This window comes from Kitasatospora cathayae (genome assembly GCF_027627435.1).
Lineage (GTDB): Bacteria > Actinomycetota > Actinomycetes > Streptomycetales > Streptomycetaceae > Kitasatospora > Kitasatospora cathayae.
On the sequence record NZ_CP115450.1, the window covers coordinates 5,476,637 to 5,494,727 of the forward strand.

At 72.0% G+C, this 18,091-nt stretch carries 23 protein-coding genes; 12 read left to right on the forward strand and 11 right to left on the reverse strand.

The window, feature by feature from the left end:
- Positions 1-2: 2 nt before the first annotated feature.
- Entirely contained in the window at positions 3-1,178 is a 1,176-nt protein-coding gene (locus O1G21_RS24500; protein ID WP_270146737.1) for a serine hydrolase domain-containing protein, read from the reverse strand.
- 123 nt (positions 1,179-1,301) lie between these two features.
- Positions 1,302-1,700 carry a hypothetical protein gene (locus O1G21_RS24505; RefSeq protein WP_270146738.1) on the reverse strand — a complete coding sequence of 133 codons (399 nt, stop codon included), beginning with the start codon at positions 1,698-1,700 and terminating at the stop codon, positions 1,302-1,304.
- A 188-nt stretch (positions 1,701-1,888) separates the two neighbouring features.
- Between O1G21_RS24505 and O1G21_RS24510 the strand changes: the two genes are divergently transcribed.
- Both O1G21_RS24510 and O1G21_RS24515 read left to right on the forward strand, forming a co-directional pair.
- Complete coding sequence (locus O1G21_RS24510) at positions 1,889-2,614, forward strand: DUF6193 family natural product biosynthesis protein (RefSeq protein ID WP_270146739.1); 726 nt, start codon at positions 1,889-1,891, stop codon at positions 2,612-2,614.
- On the forward strand, positions 2,611-2,886 hold the full coding sequence (locus tag O1G21_RS24515) for a hypothetical protein (RefSeq protein WP_270146740.1): 276 nt from the start codon (positions 2,611-2,613) through the stop codon (positions 2,884-2,886). The genes O1G21_RS24510 and O1G21_RS24515 overlap by 4 nt, the downstream gene beginning before the upstream one ends.
- Before the next feature lie 12 nt (positions 2,887-2,898).
- On the opposite strand, the gene O1G21_RS24520 is transcribed toward O1G21_RS24515, so the two are convergent.
- From O1G21_RS24520 to O1G21_RS24540, 5 genes are all read right to left on the reverse strand, one after another.
- Positions 2,899-3,756 (reverse strand): hypothetical protein, encoded by an 858-nt coding sequence (locus O1G21_RS24520; protein WP_270146741.1) that lies wholly within the window; start codon positions 3,754-3,756, stop codon positions 2,899-2,901.
- A gap of 37 nt (positions 3,757-3,793) precedes the next feature.
- Positions 3,794-4,435: a hypothetical protein gene (locus O1G21_RS24525; protein WP_270146742.1), complete on the reverse strand. Its 642-nt coding sequence runs from the start codon at positions 4,433-4,435 to the stop codon at positions 3,794-3,796.
- A 106-nt stretch (positions 4,436-4,541) separates the two neighbouring features.
- Positions 4,542-4,955 (reverse strand): VOC family protein, encoded by a 414-nt coding sequence (locus O1G21_RS24530; protein WP_270146743.1) that lies wholly within the window; start codon positions 4,953-4,955, stop codon positions 4,542-4,544.
- Between the two features lie 1,314 nt (positions 4,956-6,269).
- Positions 6,270-6,455, reverse strand: coding sequence for a DUF397 domain-containing protein (locus O1G21_RS24535; protein ID WP_270146744.1), 186 nt, complete (start codon positions 6,453-6,455; stop codon positions 6,270-6,272).
- 3 nt (positions 6,456-6,458) lie between these two features.
- A complete protein-coding gene (locus tag O1G21_RS24540) occupies positions 6,459-7,322 on the reverse strand; it encodes a helix-turn-helix domain-containing protein (RefSeq protein WP_333493494.1) in 864 nt (287 codons plus the stop codon).
- A gap of 152 nt (positions 7,323-7,474) precedes the next feature.
- Between O1G21_RS24540 and O1G21_RS24545 the strand changes: the two genes are divergently transcribed.
- Together O1G21_RS24545 and O1G21_RS24550 are read left to right on the forward strand one after the other, a co-directional pair.
- Entirely contained in the window at positions 7,475-7,837 is a 363-nt protein-coding gene (locus O1G21_RS24545) for an ATP-binding protein (protein WP_270146746.1), read from the forward strand.
- Positions 7,834-8,106, forward strand: a complete 273-nt coding sequence (locus O1G21_RS24550) for a hypothetical protein (RefSeq protein ID WP_270146747.1) — start codon at positions 7,834-7,836, stop codon at positions 8,104-8,106. The genes O1G21_RS24545 and O1G21_RS24550 overlap by 4 nt, the downstream gene beginning before the upstream one ends.
- A gap of 187 nt (positions 8,107-8,293) precedes the next feature.
- Here O1G21_RS24550 and O1G21_RS24555 read toward each other — a convergent pair whose 3' ends face one another.
- Positions 8,294-8,797 carry an AAA family ATPase gene (locus O1G21_RS24555; RefSeq protein ID WP_270146748.1) on the reverse strand — a complete coding sequence of 168 codons (504 nt, stop codon included), beginning with the start codon at positions 8,795-8,797 and terminating at the stop codon, positions 8,294-8,296.
- A gap of 78 nt (positions 8,798-8,875) precedes the next feature.
- Here O1G21_RS24555 and O1G21_RS24560 point away from each other — a divergent pair, with 78 nt between their 5' ends.
- The 5 genes from O1G21_RS24560 (at position 8,876) to O1G21_RS24580 (ending at position 13,134) form a co-directional block, all read left to right on the forward strand.
- Positions 8,876-9,451: a TetR/AcrR family transcriptional regulator gene (locus tag O1G21_RS24560; protein ID WP_270146749.1), complete on the forward strand. Its 576-nt coding sequence runs from the start codon at positions 8,876-8,878 to the stop codon at positions 9,449-9,451.
- 81 nt (positions 9,452-9,532) lie between these two features.
- Complete coding sequence (locus tag O1G21_RS24565) at positions 9,533-10,321, forward strand: oxidoreductase (RefSeq protein WP_270146750.1); 789 nt, start codon at positions 9,533-9,535, stop codon at positions 10,319-10,321.
- Positions 10,322-10,560: 239 nt separating this feature from the next.
- Positions 10,561-11,793, forward strand: coding sequence for an IS110 family RNA-guided transposase (locus O1G21_RS24570; RefSeq protein ID WP_270151235.1), 1,233 nt, complete (start codon positions 10,561-10,563; stop codon positions 11,791-11,793).
- A gap of 116 nt (positions 11,794-11,909) precedes the next feature.
- On the forward strand, positions 11,910-12,464 hold the full coding sequence (locus O1G21_RS24575; RefSeq protein WP_270146751.1) for a GNAT family N-acetyltransferase: 555 nt from the start codon (positions 11,910-11,912) through the stop codon (positions 12,462-12,464).
- 427 nt (positions 12,465-12,891) lie between these two features.
- Entirely contained in the window at positions 12,892-13,134 is a 243-nt protein-coding gene (locus tag O1G21_RS24580) for a hypothetical protein (RefSeq protein ID WP_270146752.1), read from the forward strand.
- Here the strand turns inward: O1G21_RS24580 and O1G21_RS24585 are convergent.
- The gene (locus O1G21_RS24585) at positions 13,131-13,808 is read right to left on the reverse strand and encodes a TetR/AcrR family transcriptional regulator (RefSeq protein WP_270146753.1); all 678 of its coding nucleotides are present in this window, start codon (positions 13,806-13,808) and stop codon (positions 13,131-13,133) included. The two genes, O1G21_RS24580 and O1G21_RS24585, sit on opposite strands and share 4 nt — an antisense overlap.
- Positions 13,809-13,887: 79 nt before the next feature.
- Between O1G21_RS24585 and O1G21_RS24590 the strand changes: the two genes are divergently transcribed.
- Positions 13,888-14,820, forward strand: coding sequence for a zinc-binding dehydrogenase (locus O1G21_RS24590; RefSeq protein WP_270146754.1), 933 nt, complete (start codon positions 13,888-13,890; stop codon positions 14,818-14,820).
- Between the two features lie 57 nt (positions 14,821-14,877).
- On the opposite strand, the gene O1G21_RS24595 is transcribed toward O1G21_RS24590, so the two are convergent.
- Positions 14,878-15,714 carry an NmrA family NAD(P)-binding protein gene (locus tag O1G21_RS24595; protein WP_270146755.1) on the reverse strand — a complete coding sequence of 279 codons (837 nt, stop codon included), beginning with the start codon at positions 15,712-15,714 and terminating at the stop codon, positions 14,878-14,880.
- Positions 15,715-15,780: 66 nt separating this feature from the next.
- On the opposite strand from O1G21_RS24595, the gene O1G21_RS24600 reads away from it, so the two are divergent.
- Positions 15,781-16,542, forward strand: coding sequence for an MBL fold metallo-hydrolase (locus O1G21_RS24600; protein ID WP_270146756.1), 762 nt, complete (start codon positions 15,781-15,783; stop codon positions 16,540-16,542).
- 17 nt (positions 16,543-16,559) lie between these two features.
- Here O1G21_RS24600 and O1G21_RS24605 read toward each other — a convergent pair whose 3' ends face one another.
- Complete coding sequence (locus O1G21_RS24605; RefSeq protein WP_270146757.1) at positions 16,560-17,549, reverse strand: quinone oxidoreductase family protein; 990 nt, start codon at positions 17,547-17,549, stop codon at positions 16,560-16,562.
- Positions 17,550-17,659: 110 nt separating this feature from the next.
- Here O1G21_RS24605 and O1G21_RS24610 point away from each other — a divergent pair, with 110 nt between their 5' ends.
- Positions 17,660-18,073: an ArsR/SmtB family transcription factor gene (locus O1G21_RS24610; RefSeq protein ID WP_270146758.1), complete on the forward strand. Its 414-nt coding sequence runs from the start codon at positions 17,660-17,662 to the stop codon at positions 18,071-18,073.
- Positions 18,074-18,091 lie beyond the last annotated feature (18 nt).

Genomic DNA, 18,091 nt, shown 5'->3' on the forward strand with positions numbered 1-18,091 from the left:
GTTCAGCCCGAGGTGGCCGGGGAGTCGCAGAGGGCTTTCTCCTCGAAGGCCCGGTAGAGCCGGTCGGACTTCCGGCGGTCGCTCTTGTCGTACTCGTTGTAGGAGATCGCGTACTGGCGGCTGCCGTCCCGGGTGCCGAGCAGGCCGGTCGAGTAGCCGGGGATCTCGCCGGGGTGACCCCAGAACTGGCCGCAGGAGAGGTCGTAGCGGACCACGCCGAGCCCGTACTCGGCGTGGTCGGGCGCGTCGGGGATCGGAACGGTGGCGGTCATCTCGGCGAGCTGCGCCGGGGCGAGCAGGTGGCCGCTGAACAGGGCCGCGTGGAAGCGGGTGAGGTCGTCGGTGGTGGAGATGGCGGCGCCGGCCGCGTCCGCGATGGTCGGGGAGAGCCGGGTGACGTCCGCCGCGCCCTCGGAGAGCTTGAAGTAGCCGCGCGCGTGCGGGCCGGGGATCGCGGTGGAGGTGGTGGGCAGGGTGGTGTGGTGCAGCCCGAGCGGCCGGATGATCCGGTTCTCCACCTCCTCCCGCCAACTGTTCCCGGTGACCTGCCGGATGAGCATGCCGATGACGACGTAGTTGGTGTTGGAGTAGTGCCAGCCCTGCCCGGGGGCGAAGTACGGCGACATGGCGGCGCCGATGGCCAGCAGCCGTTCCGGGGTGTACTCGATCCAGCGGCCGGTGGCGAGGAACTCCCGGTTGCCCGCCTCGGTGGTGTCGCGCACTTTCGGGTCGTCCAGGTAGTTGCCCAGCCCGCTGGTGTGGTTGAGGAGTTGCCGGACGGTGATGGCGGCGCCGTTCGGTACGGCGCCGGGGAGGTAGTGCTCGATCGGGTCGTCGAGCCCGATCCGCCCCTCGCCGACCAGCTGCAGGGTGACGGTCGAGACGAAGGTCTTGGTGACGCTGGCGATCCGGAACCGTCCGTCGGCGTGGGCCGATCGGCCAGTGGCCAGGTCGGCGGTGCCGGCCGCGCCGCGCCAGGTGATGCGCCCTTGGTCGCGGACCTCGGCGAGGGCGGCGGTGCTGGTGCCCTGCTCGACCAGCGCGTTCAGTTCGGGCTGTAAGCCGGCGGCGGCCTGGCTCGCGGGCGCGGCTGCCGCTGCACCCGGTGCGAGCGAGGCGAGGGCGGCGGCCAGGAGCGTGACGCCGATTCGGCGGCGGGAAAGGCGAGTTGTGGTCATGGCGCCACGCTCGCACCGGGCGGTGGTGGCGGTCCTCCTTCCGGCGAAGGGCCCGGCTCTCCGTCTTTCGGAGGAGAGCCGGGCCTGCCGTCCGGAGGAGGTGCGGGCCTCAGGCCGGGTGGGTCACCAGCGGTCGATGCCCATGGTGTTGGCGGCGCTGTGGATGGCGTTGTAGTGCGGGATCGACATGTCGGACTTCTTCTGGGCGGCCGGGAGGTTCCGGTCGGCGGCGCGGAACTCGTCGCGGGCGGCGGCGAGCAGGCTGGTGCCGTAGGAGACCGGGACGTCGCTGGTGCCGTGGGCCGGGTGGGACTTGGCGGCCGTCTGGCTGCCGGCCTGGGCGAGGATGCTGCGGGCCTGGTTGTAGGCGGCGGCCTTGACCGTCTTCGGGTTGTTGATCTGCGCCTGCACCCCGGCCACCGACCGGGTCTGCTCGGTGGCCATGGCGACGGGGGCGACGGCGGCGGTGAGGGCACCGGCGGTCACGACGGTCACGAGGGCGTTGCGGACGATCCTGTTCATTCGAAATCCTTCCATGGGAATCCCAAAGGTTCGCCTCCGCGCGAGACTTGGGAATCGTCGGAGTGCGAACGCCTCCGCACTACCCATGCCTCCGCGAGCGGAAAACCGGCTTCCGCCGGGTTCGTTCGGAAGCGATGGGATCAGGACGTTTTCTGGATTTCGGGAAGTCGGATCGTCAGACTTGAAGGGTGAAACCTGATCTCTACCCCGACCTGGTCGCCGTCGGCAGCCTCTCCGCCGCACTGGAGGCGACGGCCGCCGAACTGGCCGTGGACATCACCGTGGTGCCCGGCGCCTGGGGCGGGCCCTCCTCGGCGGGCATCGCGGTCCCGGCCCCCGGGCGGAAGCCGCTCCAGGTCCACATCGGGGCTGTGGAGCGCTGGTTCAGCGTCAGCGGCTGGAGCCGGGGCGCCGAGATGATCACGGGCTTCACCACGGACCTCCGGGACGTCATCCGGGCCGCAGTGGCCTGGGGCGGCGGCGGGAGCCTGCGGGAGATGCGCGCACAGGTGCCCTTCCTCGAGTGCTCGGAACTCGCCGAGGCCCACGAGCGCGGACCTGCCGCCGTGGTCGAGCTGCGGTGGCGCCGACTCCGGGAAGAGGCCGCCGAGGAGCCGGAGTTCACCGAGTTCGGCCTGCTGGTCGAGGCGGCCCACGCGCAGCCGAGGCTCCGGCAGCTGTCCCCGGCCTCCAGTCACTGGACGCTCTGCTTCCTGCCCCGCACCGGTTACCCCTGCAAGCCGGTGGTCGCGATCGACCCCGCTCGCGACGGCGACCCGTACCGCGTGCAACGGTTCCCGCACGGTGGCCTGATCGCCGAGGTCGGGACGGCCGAGGAAGCCGCCGCACTGGCCGTCGCCCACCTGCCCGCCGACCTCGGCCCCGCCCTGGCCGGCAGCGACGAGGACGAGTGAGCGGCACCGCCGGGCCCCAGCCCGACCTGGACGAGATCGAGCGCTGGTTCGCCGCCGTGGCCGAGGGCCGGGTGAGCCGGGACGAGGCCGACCGCTGGGCGGCCCGCTGGTTCCTCGACGACTGGCTGGAGTGGGACGAACTCTCCCTCTGGGCACTGGGCAAGCTCTTCGGGATCGACCTCCCCACCGGTCCCGGCGGCGAGTACCTGCACGACGACGAGCAGGTGCGGGAGTGGCTCGGCGAACTGCGCCGCCGCCGACGGGCCGGGTGAGGGACAGCCCCGTCAGGCATCCGAGCCGTCGAAGTCGTACGGCGGGATGGTCCAGCGCAGCACCGCACCGCCGGCCGGGTCGGCTGCCAGGGTGACCGGATGGACCTGGCCCCACTCCCGCTCGCCGTGGTGCCGGATCGAGTGGTCGCCCTGGTCCCAGTCGAGGCCGAGCACCTGGCAGCCGCCGACCTCGATCGCGCCGACGTGCAGCGGGTGGCCCCACGCGGCCCGCTGGAAGCGGTAGTGGTCGTTGTGCTGGTCGATCGAGACCATGAGGCCCTTGCCGTGGTGGCGGTCCCGCCAGGCGGTGAGTTCGGCCGCGCGGGCTGCCGCCTCGGCGATCGGGAGGTCGAGCCACCCGTGCGGCCCGACGGCGCCGTACCGGGCGATCCGCTCGCCGCCGAACCGCGCGTGCGCGTCGTCCGCGTAGCGGCCCCAGTAGGTGAGGTCGGCGAGTCCGTCGGTCCTCTCGTGGTCCAGCCCGGTCCACGCCTCCAGCCCGGTGGCGTCGCCGATCACCATGCCGCACCGGTCGACGGGCAGGTCGCCGAGCGAGACGGGCTCCGAGGTGCGGGCGGGCCAGGGGAGTCCGAGGGCGATCTCCAGGGTCGCGATCGTCGGTTCCCCGTCGAACGGCGACGGCGAGGTGCTCGCCCGTACCCGCAGCGGCCGGTCGGCGGCCGCCGGGACGGCGACGGCCTCGCACTGCTCGGCCCGGAGGTGGGCTCCGCCTGCGGCGGCCGCCGTGCGGGCGCGCTCGGCGAGCGGCTGTCCCGGTTCCGGCCAGTAGTCGATCCAACTGGCCATGCCGAGCACCAGCACCCCGGACGGTGCGGTGACGGATCCCAGGTCGACGAAGGTTTCGGACATGCGCTGATCGTGCCGTTCCGGTACGACATTCCCGCAGCTACAGGCTGCCGCCGAGGTAGACGCGGTAGACGATCGTGGCGCCGTCGGTGCTCACCTCGGTGCAGAGTTCACGACGGTCGATCAGCCAGCCGTTCGCCTCGCAGCGCTGCCGGGGCCTGAGCCGGTCGGCGGCCTCCGCCGTCGGCAGGTCGGGCGGGCCCGCCAGGTAGAGCGTGCGCCAGCAGGTGGCGCCGTTGCCGTTGCCGCAGCCCTGGCCGGTGCCGAGGCTGGTGTAGCCGGGCGGCGGCGCCGGCAGGGCCCGCGCGGAGGGGACGTCCGCCTCGTGGAAGAACACGAGCGCCAGCAGCGGGGTCACGGTGAGGACCAGGGCCAGCTGGGTGTGGAAGGCGATGCCCGCCACCCGGGACCAGCCGCCGGGGCGCTCGGTGCGCGGGCCGGCGATCCGCCGTTCCAGCCACAGCCCGAGCAGCACCGCGAGTTCGGCGACCGGCGTGTACAGCAGGTACAATTCGGCCTCGCTGCGCAGCTGCAGCAGGTCGAGCGCCACCGCGAGCACCAGCGCCAGCCAGAGCAGCAGCGCGGCGGCGACGGGCGCCCGCAGCGGCGTCGCCCGGGCGCGCAGCAGCCAGTGGACGACCGGTAGCAGCGCGAACGGCACCCCGACGACGGCCCACATCACGATCCGAACCCCCTCCCTGCCGCGAACGACGGCACCCTGAGAGGACGGCCGGGCCCCGGAATCCGGTTCCGGCACGAAGGAGTCCCCCTCAACGCCCGCCGCAGGCCTACGCGTTGCCCCAGGAACGGGTGGACAGCACCAGCAGGTAGCCGTCCGGGTCCTGGACGGTCACGCCCCAGGTGTCCCAGTACGGATTGTGCGCCGGCACCCGCCGGCCGCCGTGCTGCTCCAGCCGCTCCACCAGTGCGTCGCTGACCGGTTCGCCTAGGTAGACGACCAGCAGGTCCTCGGCGGTGGGCCGCGGTTCGACGGGCGTGGCGGGGTCGTGGACGAGTTCCAGGTGCCAGGCGGCCGTGGGCCAGCCGACCATGAGGAGCGAGTGCTCGCCGGGGGTGGTGCCGTCCGTGGTGTGCCGGTGCAGGACGTCGAGGCCGAGGCCCGCGACCCAGAAGCGCTCGGCGGCCGCCAAGTCCCGCGAGGGGCGGGCGATGCGGATGTGTGCGGTGGCGTCGGCCGGCATGGGTCTGGCTCCAGGTGTGCGGGGGCGGGGTGCGGTGTCGGTGCGCAGCGAGCCTAGGGATCACGGGGGCGGGCTGCCATCGGACGCTGGTCCTACTCCGCCGGTCCCCGGTCCGGCGGTGTCCGGACTCCCGGCCAGGCTGCGGGCCCATGGCCGAACGAGTCGAACGACAGGTGTGGGCGGGCGTACGGGAGCGGGTGCGCGCGCTGGCGGACGATCCCCGCAGCGGGGCGGTGTTCGGCTCGTGATCTGGCCGACCTGTCCCGGCTGGCCGAGCCGTTCCCCCGGCAGGGGCCCGATCCCGAACTGGTGCGGGCACTGCTCGCGGAACGTGTGAGGAGGAGGACCTCGCCCCGCTGCTCGATGCGCGCGGCGAGCCGGTGACCTTCGCCCGGTGGTACCTCGGCCGGCTGAGCAAGAGCGAGAGCGAGCGGAGGGTGTCGGCGGCCCCGGAGCAGGGCTGATCGCGATCGATCCGGCCGGAGGAAACCGCCGTTGACGACGGAAACCCGAACAGCTCCATCGCTTGCGGCAATTCGGGGCAACCTGATTCGTGCACGGACTCCACTTGGATTACGCACCCTTGCGGGTCCCGTGGCGGGTCGCCGTCGTGCCGAACGCTCGGTCACGGATTCGAGGGAGCACCCCAGAAGGAGGGATTCCTGCCCTCACGAGCCGCTGGTGGCAAATGCGGACGGGCCCGGCACCTGTGGAGGTGCCGGGCCCGTCCGACTGTGGAGCGCCAGGCCCGGGTTGCACGGACTCTTCCTACTGAAAGTAGGACGTGCTCTGGTAGCACCACTGACGCCTGACGAGGAATCATCTCCCTCGCGACAGGAAGAATACTAGCAGCTCGGCGGCCGCGCTCCGAACCGCGGAGGGGAGGCCGGGGGAGCTCGGTTCGTCGGTGCGGGCGGCGGCCGTTGGGCGGTTCGAGGCAATCCGGTTCGGGTGCGGACTCCGCCCGGATGACTGCCCTTGTGAGGCCCCGGGATGGGTGGATGCCTCGTCGTCGGGACCGAACGCGCGGTCATCAGCTGTGGACCATGGCGCGAAGCTGAGCGGTGTGGTGGCAAATGCGGAAGGGTCCGGCACCTGTGGAGGTGCCGGACCCTTCCGACTGTGGAGCGCCAGGCCCGGGTTGCACGGACTCTTCCTACTGAAAGTAGGACGTGCTCTGGTAGCACCGCTGACGCCTGACGAGGAGTCTTCTCCCTCGCGACGAGAAGAAGACTAGCAGGTCAACGCCCGTGATCCGAATCGAGGGGCAACATGGAAGCACCGGCCGGTGGGAGCCGGCCGGTGCGGTTGGGGCTAGAGGTCGAACTCCCCGTCGCGGATGGCGGAGACGAGGTCGCGCCATTCGGTGGGGGTGAGTTGGGCGACGGAGTCAGGCAGGAGGCTGCTGCGGACGTAGACGGCGTCGGGGGCTATTGCCACCTCGGGGCATGCGTTGGCGTCGGCGCAGGCGGCAGGGCGCTTCCAGTGAACGCTGTTCATGGTCTAGAGCTCTTTCTTGATAAGCCTGATGGCATCGCGAGACTGGCTCTCGGTAAGAGAACGTTCGGTCATCACGTCGATCATGTGGCGATAGTTCTTGAGGTGCTTCTGCTCATGTAGGAACGCTGGACCGCCAACGGCGTCGAGTTGAACAGTGTCCAGGCGAGGAACCGGACCCTCTGCGTAGAAGACGCCTTGACCTGCTCCGATGAATCCATCCGAGCTGAAGCTGATGACTCGCAGCGTGACATGCGGTAGCTCGGAGAACTCAAGCAGCTTGTCCAGTTGCTGTTTTGCGGCACCACGACCACCGAACAGCATGTGCAGGGCGGCTTCGTGGACCAGTGCCGAGTATGGCTGTGCCCCTTCGCGCATCATCAGGGCTGTGCGCTGGAGCCGGTGTTCAAGGCGGGCCTCGATGAGGCGCGGTGGTAGCGGCGGGTAGAGCTCCCCGAAGATGGCTCTTGCGTAGGCCTCGGTCTGCATTGCGCCAGGAACATGTGAGACCTGGTAGGTGCGCATCCCTCGGGCAAAGTGCTCCATCTCGGCGATGTCGAGGAATCCGACGGGAACGGAGCCACGAAAATCCTCCCACCAGCCCTTGTGGCGCTCCTCGGCCATGGCTGCGAGTGCCTCGACGAAGGCGGCATCGCCTTCTTGGAACTCGGAGGCGAGCATGCGTACCCGCTCGGCGCTGATCGGGTACTGGCCCTTCTCGATCTGGGTGATCTTCGTCCGGGCGAACCCGAAGAGCGCAGCAGCCTCGGCGGTCGTGCGGCCCGCGCTGTCGCGCATCTTCCGGAGCTCAGTACCGACTCGTTCCTGCCTGGCTGATGGGGTAGTTCGTGGTGCCATGCCCCCAAGCATCCATCGCGATCCCTGGAAGGGTCCAGCAATCCTTCGATCGAGTGAAGAGTGGGGTAGAAGTACCCCAACATGTACCACCAATGCCCTACGGTCAGTGATGCATCGATCACCAAACGGATCGTCAGCATCCTTTTGCCCTATGGGAGATCCCTGTGCGCAACCTCAACACCCCCTCCCTCACCCTCTCCCGCGACACCCTCGAGGACACCCTCACCCTCGTGAGCTGGTCCCCGTCCCGCATCGCCGACGCCCAGCTGTGCCTGGTCGAACTCATCACCAACGCCTGGCGCCACGGCGACACCCCCGCCCCGGGTGTCGTCATCCTCTTCCGCGACAACACCCTCCGCGTCGGGGTCTCCGACCGCTCCTCCACCCTCCCCGAGCAGCGCGAGCTCGACCCCCTCGCCGAGTCCGGCCGGGGCCTCCACCTGGTTGCCGCCCTCACCCACCGCTGGGGCGTCAGCCCCCAGAAGCTCGGCAAGATCGTTTGGTTCGAGCTGGACGGTGACGCGTGAGCGCCCACCACCCCATCCACCCGGCCGACCCCGCCCTGCTCCACCTCAGCGGCCACCAGCTCACCGGGCTGATCATCGAACTCCGCGCAGAGGGCCGCGAGTTCGGCCTCCTCTGGCCCTCGGCCCAGCCGGGCGAGACCAACCTCCACGGCCGCCGGCTCGTCAACCTCGGCAACATCCCGGCGAGCACCCTGATCAACCTCCTCGCGCTCCTGCGCGAGTACAAGCGCAACCGCGACGGCGGCCACCACCGATGCTCGGACTCCTGATCCTCAACCTCCTCGCCGCCCTCTTCGGTGCTCTCTGCGAAACCCGGTCCTCCGGCCTCCGGCGGAACCCGGACGCGGCCCGCCCCTCCTCCGGGGACACCCACTTTCCGTAGTGGCCCAACTCACAACCCCCGTCGGCACGCAGGAAGTCGACCCGCCCGACTTCCTGCGCACACCCCCGCTGTCTTCAGGTCGAGGACTGCATGAAGACCTGCTCGCCCTCTCCCTCCGGCTCCTCGAAGTCGGCCAGATAGCGCTCGAGCAGCGTCTCGTCCACGGTGACGGAGTTGGCGCCTTCCTCGCCGTTCCGGACCTCGAGGCGGCGTTCCAGCGTCGTCCGGTCGGCCTTGAGGTGGATCAGTTCCCAGTGGCAACCGTGGTTCTCGATCAGCGCCTTGTAGTCGTCGCGGGCGGCGCGGCTCCAGAAGCTGTAGTCCACCACCACATCGCGTCCGGCCAGCATCAGCTCGACCAACTCCTGCCGCTGCTCGCGGCGGACCTCCTCCTTGAGCCGGTCGTACGCCTCGGTCTCCAGCACCAGGCCGGCATCGCGCTGCCCGAGGCGCTGCCAGACCACCTCATCGATCGAGAGCCGTACGTAGCCGCGTCGCACCAGCCCCATCGCGTAGGTGGTCTTGCCCGCTCCCGGGAGGCCGCACATCAGCACCACCGTGCTCAATTGCTGTGTCACGGAGCCAGGTTAGGCCAACGGCGCTCTCCTCCGGAGCAGTAGTTGACCTTGAGGTCAAATAATCACTACGGTAGCCGCGTGGGCAGGCCGAAGAGCTTCGAGCCGGACGTCGTCATCGCGCAGGCGATGGAGACCTTCTGGACCAAGGGCTACACCGAGACCTCCCCGGCCGACCTCGCCGAGGCGACCGGGGTGGCCAAGGGCAGCCTCTACCACTCCTTCGGTTCCAAGCGTCAGTTGTTCGCGAAGGCGCTGGACCTCTACACCCGCATGGGCGCGGAGATCACCGAGGAGTTCCTCTCCCGGCCGGGCAGCGCCAAGGAGCGCCTCCGCGCGTACTTCCTGCTGCTCGTGGACATGGACCTGGACGGGCCGGTCCGCCGCGGCTGCCTCGCTCAGAACACCGTCACCGAACTCGGCGGGCGCGACGAGGAGGCGACCCGTGCGGTGCACCGCATGGAGGAGCGGATGGTCGGGATGTTCGCCGCCCGCATCGAACGGGGTCAGCGCGATGGCGACATCGACGGGGGCGTCGACGCCAAGGCGCATGCCCTGTACCTCCAGACCGTCCTCGCGGGCCTGCGGGTCATGACCAAGACCTACGACCGGCCGGTGCTCGTCCGGATCATCGACACGGCCCTGGCCGGCCTCTGAAACCCGCCGCCCCCGGCGGTTGCCATTTTGCGCCCCAGTTTTAGACCTGCAGTTCAAGAACTCCTCAGGAGGGGGAACACCATGGACCTCGGCATCAGCGGAAGGACCGCACTGGTCACCGGCGCGAGCCGCGGCATCGGCCTCGCCATCGCCAGGACCCTGGCCGCGGAGGGCGTCCGGGTGGTCGGCGCCGCCCGTACCGTGACGTCCGATCTCAAGGAGGTCGCGGCCGCCGCCGTCTCCGTCGACCTGAGCACCCGCGACGGGGCGCGGTCGGTCGTCGACCACGCGCTGGCGGCGGTCGGCGGCATCGACTTCCTCGTCAACAACGTCGGCGCCGGTGACCCGGACGGGCTGTCCCTCGGCGGCTTCCTGGACACCGACGACGAGCAGTGGCAGCGGCTCTTCGACCTCAACCTGTTCAGCGCGGTGCGGACCACCAGGGCGGCGCTGCCGAGCATCCTGGAGCGCCGGGGCGCGATCGTGAACATCTCCTCGGTCAACGCCCGGATGCCCACCGGTTCGCCGGTCGGCTACGCGGAGGCCAAGGCGGCGCTGTCCCTGTTCGGCAAGCGGCTCAGCGAGGAACTGGCGCCGCGCGGCGTCCGCGTGAACACCGTCTCCCCGGGTGTGGTCGCCAGTCCGCTGTGGACCGACCCCGAGGGCTTCGGCGGCAAGGTGGCCGCCGCGTCCGGGGTGGGGCACGGCGACCTGCTCGCGGGGCTACCCGGCCGGATCGGCATCGCCTCGGGCCGTCTCACCGAGCCCGCGGAGGTGGCGGACCTGGTCGCCTTCCTGCTGTCCGACCGCGCCGGCAACATCCACGGCGCCGACCACGTCATCGACGGCGGCACCCTCAAGACCGCCTAATGGGAGCTACCGGGTTGTAGAAGACTCGGTGCCGTAGCCGCCAGCAGGTGAGCACTCTCGCCGCCGGAGCCGTTCGAGCTCTGAGGTCAGACCGTGCCCCGGCTGGTCGGCCGGGAGGCCAGACCGCTGATGGGGTGGCGTGCCCGCCCGCGAGGGCGTGAGCACTGGATCCATTAGGCCGCGCGCCGTGCCTTCCGCAGGCTGCTCGACGAAGTGAACGACCTGACAGGGAGGGCATGTTGCTGCTGATCGGCGATGACTGGGCCGAAGATCATCACGATGTCGAGATCCAGGACGAGTCCGGCCGCCGGCTCGCCGCCGCGCGGCTGCCGGAGGGCGTGGAGGGCATCGCGAAGCTCCACGAACTCCTCGCCCGCCATGGCGGCGAGAACCTGGACGCGGCCCGGGTGGTCGTCGGGATCGAGACCGACCGCGGCTCGTGCGTGCAGGCCCTGATCGCCTCCGGCTACCAGGTATACGCAATCAACCCGCGACAGGTCGCCCGGTTCAAAGAGCGGTACGCCACGTCCGGGGCCAAGAGCGACAAGGGCGACGCGCACGCACTGGCCGACATGGTCCGCATCGACCGCGACCAGCTGCGGCCCATCGCCGGCGACAGCGGCCAGGCCCAAGCCGTCAAGGTCGTCGCCCGCGCCCACCAAACTCTGATCTGGGAACGCACCCGCACCTTCCAGCGACTGCGGAGCACGCTGCGCGAGTACTTCCCCGCAGCCCTCACGGCCTACGCCGAACTGGCGCTGACCAGCACGGACGCGCTCGAACTGCTCATCAAGGCGCCCACCCCCGCGACGGCCGCGAAGCTGACCCGTCCCCAGATCATCTCGGTCCTGGCCCGGGCCCGGCGCCGGAACCGGGATGCGAAAGCGGCGGCGATCCAGGCCGCGCTGCGCGAGCCGCAGCTCGGCCTGCCCGAGCCGGTCACCGCCGCCTACGCGGCGGCCGCCGCCGCCCACGCGCGCCTACTGATCACGCTGAACGAGCAGATCACCGAGATGGAAGGGCAGGTGAAGGCCCATTTTCTCGCGCACCCGGACGCTGAGATCTACCTGTCGATGCCCGGCATCGCGGAGATCACCGGTGCCCGGGTGCTCGCCGAGTTCGGAGACGACGCCACCCGCTACGCGTCCGCCAAGGCCCGCAAGAACTACGCCGGCACCAGCCCCGTCACCAGGGCCTCCGGCAAGAGCCACACCGTCCAAGCCCGCTACGTCCGCAACAACCGGCTCGCCGACGCGTTGCAGACGCAGGCGTTCTCCGCCCTGAGGGCTTCGCCCGGCGCCCGCGCCTACTACGACAAGCAGCGCGCCCGTGAGGCCGGCTACAACCCGGCCCTCAGGCAGGTCGGCAACCGCCTGGTCGGCATACTCCACGGCTGCCTCAAGACCCGCACCCTCTACGACGAGGCGACCGCCTGGTCACACCACGCCCACGACCAACCCATTGCCGCTTGACACCCAACGACATGGGGTGTCTGACCTGGCGCTCCGCACAGACCTGGGGGAACGCCCAGCTCAGCGGCCCGGAAAGGGGGTTGTCAGCGCGGCCCGACACTCGTGATGATCGTGCGATGAGCACCATCATCAGACGAGTACGGGCCGAGGAGTGGGAGCGGGTCAAGGAGATCCGCCTCGCCGCGCTGCGGGACCCGATCGCGAACCTCGCCTTCCTGGACACGTACGAGAACGCCTCCGCCAGGCCCGACGAGTTCTGGCAGGAGCGCACCACCGGCGCCGCCGAGGGCGAATCCGTGTGGCAGGCCGTCGCCGAGGCCCCCGACGGGCGCTGGCTCGGCACCATGACCGTGCTGGTCGAGCAGCCAGGCGGGGCGGGCGCCCTCGGCGGCGACGTCATCACCGTCCCGCAGGGCCACGTCGTCGGCGTCTACGTCCGCCCCGAGGCGCGCGGCACCGGCCTCGCGCACCAGCTGATCCGGGCCGCCCGGGACTGGGCCTGGTCGCTCACCGAACCCCGGCTCCAGCGGGTCCGGCTGTTCGTCCACGAGAACAACGCCCGCGCCGAGGCGATGTACGTACGGGCCGGCTTCAAGCACTCCGGCGTGTCCGTGCCGGTGCCGGGCGACGAGACGCACCGGGAGATCGAGCTGGCCGTCGAGCGGGACTGACCGCGCCGCCGGCGGTCACGAGGTGGTCCGCAGCAGCAGGCTGCCGAGCGCCACCGCTGCCCGGTCGCCGGCGCCCGGTGCTGGTGCACAGCCCCGGCGGCGGCGACCCGCGCGGCCTGGGCACCTGCCTGGCCGAGGAGTTGGCCGCGCACGGCGCGGTCGTGGTCTCGGTCGACCACGCCGGCGATCTGCCCCTGCCGCCCGGCCTCGCCGCCGTCCTCGACCCTCTCCGCCTCGGTGTGTACGGGCACTCGGCGGGCGGCGGCGCGGTGGCCGAGCTGCTGCACGAGGACCGGCAGGTCCGCGCCGGGATCAACTGGAGGGCTACCTGGACTCCCCGTCCGGCGCGCTCTTCCCGGTCGCCGAGGCCGGGGTCGACCGCCCGCTCCTCCTGCTCGGCAGCGAACACTTCGCCCGCCGACCGGAGTTGGACCGCTCCTGGTCGGCCCTCGCCGCCCACTCGGGCCGTACCGTCCGCCGCGCGCTTGTCGCCGACGCCGACCACTGGGCGTTCACCGACTTCGCGGCGATGCTGCCCCAGCTCCAGGCGGCCGGACTGATCACGGCCGAGCGCCGGAACGCCCTGATCGGCGGCGTCGCGCCCACCGTCTCGGTCCCCGAGGTCCGCCGCGCGGTCCGGCGCTTCTTCGGCCGCCACCTGGCCGGCTAGCTCGCGGCCGCTTCGTCGCGTGGCTGCGCCGTTGCCGCGAGGGCGCCCGGCAGTTCGGCGCAGGCGGCCCGGAGGCGTCGGGTGAGGTCTTCGCGGGTGTGTCCGGAGGGCTGGGCCACCCAGGTGGCGAGGGCCTGGTGGAAGGCGGAGACCAGCATGTCCAGCGCGAGCCGGATGCGCAGGCCGGCGACGTCCTCCCCGTCAGCGTCCAGCGCGAACCGCCGTTCCGTGACGGCCACCGCCTCCCGGCTGACGCGGTCGCAGAAGGCCAGCCCGTGGGCGTCCATCGAGGGTGTCACGGCGGCCAATCTCCGGCTGGCCAGGGCGCGTTCGGCCCAGCCCTCGCTCGGCATCCGGCCGATCGCCTCGACCAGCACCTCTTCGTACAGGGTGACCAGGCGGCGGCCCTGCGGCGGGCGGTTCTCCAGCACCTCCAGGAACGCCGTCCAGAGGTCCTGGGTGGGCGCCGCCGCGACGTCCTCCTTGCTGGTGAACGCGCGGAAGAACGTCCGCTTGGAGACCTCGACCGCCTCGCACAGCTGGTCCAGCGTCACCCGGTCGAAGCCGCGCTCGCCGAACAGGTCCAGGGCGGTGTCGATCAGCGCCTGCCGGGTGCGCAGCTTCTTGCGCTCGCGCAGCGGGAGTGCGGGCTGGGCGGGGTTCTCGGGAGTCATCGGCGCCAGTGTATCCGGGCAGCGATTGCCACCTGTAGGCTTATGCCACTCAGTGGCAGAATCTAGGGGAGGATCCTCCATGCGTGCACTCCTGGTCGACCGCTCGGCCCCCGGCCGCCTGCGCCTCGGCACCGCTCCCGACCCCGAACCGGCGCCGCACCAGGCGCTGGTCCGGGTCACCGCGACCTCGCTCAACTACGGCGAGGTCGCCTTCGGCCTCGACTCGGCCCCCGACGGCACGGTCCTCGGCTGGGACGCCGCCGGAGTCGTGGAACGGGCCGCCGCCGACGGCTCCGGCCCGGCGGCCGGGACCCCGGTGGTCACCCTGATGGCCGCCGGCGCCTGGGCCGAACTCCGGGCCGTCGACAGCGAGATGATCGGCGTCGCACCCGCCGGGGCCGATCCGGGGGCGCTCGCCACCATCCCGGTCGCCGGCCTCACCGCCCTGCGCGCCCTGCACCGCACCGGGCCGCTGCTCGGCCGCACCGTCCTGGTCACCGGGGCCACCGGCGGCGTCGGCCGGTACGCCGTCCAACTCGCCCGCGCCGCAGGGGCGCACGTGATCGCGTCCACCGGCGCGCCCGAGGAGAACCGCGCCCTGCTGCAGCGGCTGGGCGCCCACGAGGTGGTCGGCACGCCAGGGCAGGCCTCGCGCCCGGTCGACGGGGTGGTCGACCTCGTCGGCGGGCCCCAACTGGTCGAGGCCTACGGTGTCTTGAGCGAGGGCGGCACCCTGGTCGCCGCCGGGCACAGCGCGGGCAAGGGGGAGGAGTTCCCGTTCGGCGCGCTGTTCGGCGATCAGCAGCGCCACGACCGCAGCCTGGTGACCTTCTTCCTGCTCGGCTGCACCGGCCTCGGCCGGGACCTCGGCTGGCTCGCCCACCGCGTCGCCGCGGGGGAGCTGGACCCGGGCATCACCTGGCGCGGCAGCTGGGACGGCGCGGCGGAGGCCGTCGACGCCCTGCTCGCCGGGCGGCTCCACGGCAAGGCGGTGCTGACCTTCGACGGCTGAGGCTTGCGCTCCGGGTCGGGGCCCGCGCAGTGCGGCGGGGGCCCCGACCGGAGGCGCTTACCGGAAGTCCTCCGCGTGCTCCCGCACCCACGAGCGGAAGCCGCGGGCCGGGCGGCCGAGCACCTGCTCCACGGTGTCCGTCACCCGCTCCGGCTCACGGCTGAACGACTCCCAGGCCGCCAGCCGGGACTCCACGAACGCCGCGTTGCCCCAGGCCGCCGTCAGCTGCTCGCGGGCCGTCTCGGGCGCCAGCTCCTCCCAGCGCACCTCGGTGCCGAGCTCCTCGCCGATGATCCGTGCCAGGTCGGCGTGGGCGATCGACTCGGGCCCGGTGACCAGGTACTTGGCGCCGTCGTGCCCGTCCTCGGTGAGCGCCCGCACGGCCACGTCCGCGATGTCGCGCTCGTGGACCAGCGAGCGGCGGGCCCGCCCGTACGGCCAGCGGACGACGCCCGTGCGGACTTGGTCGGCCCAGCCGAGCGTGTTGCCCGCGAAGTCGATCGCCCGCACGAAGGTCCAGCCCAGGCCGGACTTGCGGATCAGCCGCTCGATCTCCTGGTGGAAGATCACCGGCGGCTCGTCGTCGGCGAGATCCGGCACGTCCGTCGAGAGGTAGACGACCCTCCTGGCGTGCTCGGCGATCAGTTCCACCACGCGCGGCTGCACCGGGATCCCGGGCCACATCAGGTAGACGGCCTCCACCCCGCCGCCCAGTGCGGCCGCCAGGCTCTCCGGCACCGCCAGATCACCCCGGACGGTCTCCACCCCCGCGGGCGGCGCGGCCTTGGCGGTGTCCCGCACCAACGCCCGCACCTCGTGCCCGCCTTCGACCAGCGAGGCCACAACGTGCCTGCCCACACTGCCGTTCGCGCCGATCACCAGAACCTTGGTCATGCCGGGACCAACGCCGCTCCAGCCCGGCCTATGCCCGCTACCAGCCCCTCTCGCTAGGCTCGGCGGATGCCAGACACCGACACCGACGCACCGCTGCGGCTCACCGTCCTGGGCAGCGCCACCCCCTACCCGAGCGCGGACAACCCCTGCTCCGGCTACCTGGTGACGGCCGCCGACACCCGGGTGTGGGTGGACGCCGGAACCGGCACCCTCGGGCCGCTGCAGCGGTACGCCCGGCTGGACGAGCTGGACGCGATCTGGATCTCGCACCTGCACGCCTACCACTGCGCCGACCTGCTCACCGCCTACTACGGCGCCCTGTACGCGGACATCCGGCTCGCCGCGCCGATCCCGCTCTACGGCCCGCCCGGCACCGCCGACCGGCTGGCGGACTTCCTGACCAACTCGGCGCGGCGCAGCCCGGTCGAATCCGCCTTCGCCGTCACCGAGTTGTCCGACGGGCAGCGGGCCGTGGTCGGCTCGCTCACGCTGGCCAGCCGGGCGGTGGAGCACGGCATGCCGGCCTTCGCGCTCCGGGTGGAGGCCGGCGGCCGCTCGCTGGTCTACTCCGGCGACACCGCGCCCTGCGCCGCGCTCGCCGAACTGGCCGCGGGCTGCGACCTGTTGCTGTGCGAGGCGGAGGGCGACGACCCCGCCCACCACACCGCCGAGCAGGCCGGTGCGACCGCCACCGCGGCCGGTGCGGGCCGCCTGGTCGTCACCCACGTCGGCCGGGCCCTGACCCCCGCGGCGGCGGTGGCCCGCGCCGCGACCCGCTTCGCCGGGCCGGTCGAGCACGCCGACCCGGGGGCAGTCTTCACCGTCTGACCGTCCGGTGCCCCAGGTCAACCGCCCACGCGCACCACGTACTTGCCGGTGGCCCGCCCCTCCTGCATCGCGTCGTGCGCGGCCGGTACGGCCGCCAGGCCCGGCAGTTCGGTGAGCGGGATGGTGAGGCCGCGGTTCGCCTGCAGGTCGAGCGTGGTGCGGATGGCCCGGGCGAGGCGCTCGGGGGCGGTGGCGGCGATGCCGCGGTGGCTGAAGCCGGTGACGGAGAGGTTGCCGGCCATCAGCCGGCCGAGCGGGGGCAGGTCGCCGACCTCGCCGCCGCCCGCGTTGCCGAACAGGACGATCCGGCCGCCGGGCGCCGCGACCGTCAGGTCGAGCTCCAGCGCGGCGGTGCCCAGCGGGTCGAGCACCAGGTCGACGCCCCGGCCGTCGGTGGCGGTGCGGACGGCGTCGGCGAGCTTCTCGTCGCGGGCGAAGGCGTGGTGGTAGCCGAGGCCGACGGCGGCCGCGGCCTTCTCCGGGCGGCCGACCGTGCCGATCAGGGTGCCCCCGCCGCCGAGCAGCGGAACGAGCTGGGCGATCGCGCTGCCGATGCCGCCGCCGGCCGAGTGGACCAGGACGTTGTCCCCGGCGGTCAGCCGGCCCGAGTCGGTCAGCAGCAGGACGGCGGTGGCGATGCCGAGCGGGGCGGCCGCGGCGGCGCTGAGCTCCAGCCCGTCCGGGACGGGCAGGGTCAGTACGGCGTCGGCGACCACGACCTCGGCCAGCCCGCCGCCGACCGGTGCGACGACCACCCGGTCGCCCACGGCCAGCCCGGTGACGCCCTCGCCGAGCTCCCGGACCGTACCGGCGACCTCCTTGCCCGGCAGGTACGGCCACTCGGCGTCGTACCCGCCGTCGCCCCGACGGGCCATCACGTCCACGAAGTTCAGTCCGGCCCAGGCGACGTCGATCGCCACCTGGCCGGGGCCCGGGCGTGGTGCCTCGATCTGCCGGATCTCGGAGTTCTCGGCTCCACCGGGTGCGGTCATCACCAGTGCGCGCATGTCGGTCCCCCTCGACTACGATGTTCGACGAACGGCGAAATTGCCGTGGCACAGTGGTACCAGCCCGTTTCGGCGTTTGTCGAACATCCCAGATCAGAGGAGGTCTGAACGTGCCCCGCAGCACCCGCCGCCGACCGGCGCTCGTACACCCCGCGACCGAGGAGATCGACCTGTACGACGTCCTGCACGCGCTCTCCGACCCCACCCGGATGACCATCGTTCGCGTTCTGCGGGCCGAGCCCGAACGCGCCTGCGGCACCTTCCCGGTGGACGTCGCGCCCTCCACCCTGAGCCACCACTTCAAGGTGCTGCGCGAGTCCGGCGTGATCAGCCAGCGCGAGGACGCCAACCGCCGGTTCTCCGCCCTGCGGACGGTCGACCTCGAACGGCGCTTCCCCGGGCTGCTCGACACCGTCCTCGCCGCGCTCGCCCGCAACGAGCCCGGGGTCGGGCCCGGCTCCGATCTCGAAATCGAAAGCGAGCCCGACGGCGAGCCTCGCAGCGAGCCGGCCCGGCACGGGTAGCGGCCGACGTCAGGCGCC

Excerpts from the sequence above, each read along its gene's own strand:
- O1G21_RS24500 (WP_270146737.1), bottom strand. The coding sequence starts at position 1,178 with ATGACCACAACTCGCCTTTCCCGCCGCCGAATCGGCGTCACGCTCCTG.
- O1G21_RS24505 (WP_270146738.1), bottom strand. The coding sequence starts at position 1,700 with ATGAACAGGATCGTCCGCAACGCCCTCGTGACCGTCGTGACCGCCGGT.
- O1G21_RS24520 (WP_270146741.1), bottom strand. The coding sequence starts at position 3,756 with ATGTCCGAAACCTTCGTCGACCTGGGATCCGTCACCGCACCGTCCGGG.
- O1G21_RS24530 (WP_270146743.1), bottom strand. The coding sequence starts at position 4,955 with ATGCCGGCCGACGCCACCGCACACATCCGCATCGCCCGCCCCTCGCGG.
- O1G21_RS24535 (WP_270146744.1), bottom strand. The coding sequence starts at position 6,455 with ATGAACAGCGTTCACTGGAAGCGCCCTGCCGCCTGCGCCGACGCCAAC.
- O1G21_RS24540 (WP_333493494.1), bottom strand. The coding sequence starts at position 7,322 with ATGCTTGGGGGCATGGCACCACGAACTACCCCATCAGCCAGGCAGGAA.
- O1G21_RS24565 (WP_270146750.1), top strand. The coding sequence starts at position 9,533 with ATGGACCTCGGCATCAGCGGAAGGACCGCACTGGTCACCGGCGCGAGC.
- O1G21_RS24575 (WP_270146751.1), top strand. The coding sequence starts at position 11,910 with ATGAGCACCATCATCAGACGAGTACGGGCCGAGGAGTGGGAGCGGGTC.
- O1G21_RS24585 (WP_270146753.1), bottom strand. The coding sequence starts at position 13,808 with ATGACTCCCGAGAACCCCGCCCAGCCCGCACTCCCGCTGCGCGAGCGC.
- O1G21_RS24590 (WP_270146754.1), top strand. The coding sequence starts at position 13,888 with ATGCGTGCACTCCTGGTCGACCGCTCGGCCCCCGGCCGCCTGCGCCTC.
- O1G21_RS24595 (WP_270146755.1), bottom strand. The coding sequence starts at position 15,714 with ATGACCAAGGTTCTGGTGATCGGCGCGAACGGCAGTGTGGGCAGGCAC.
- O1G21_RS24600 (WP_270146756.1), top strand. The coding sequence starts at position 15,781 with ATGCCAGACACCGACACCGACGCACCGCTGCGGCTCACCGTCCTGGGC.
- O1G21_RS24605 (WP_270146757.1), bottom strand. The coding sequence starts at position 17,549 with ATGCGCGCACTGGTGATGACCGCACCCGGTGGAGCCGAGAACTCCGAG.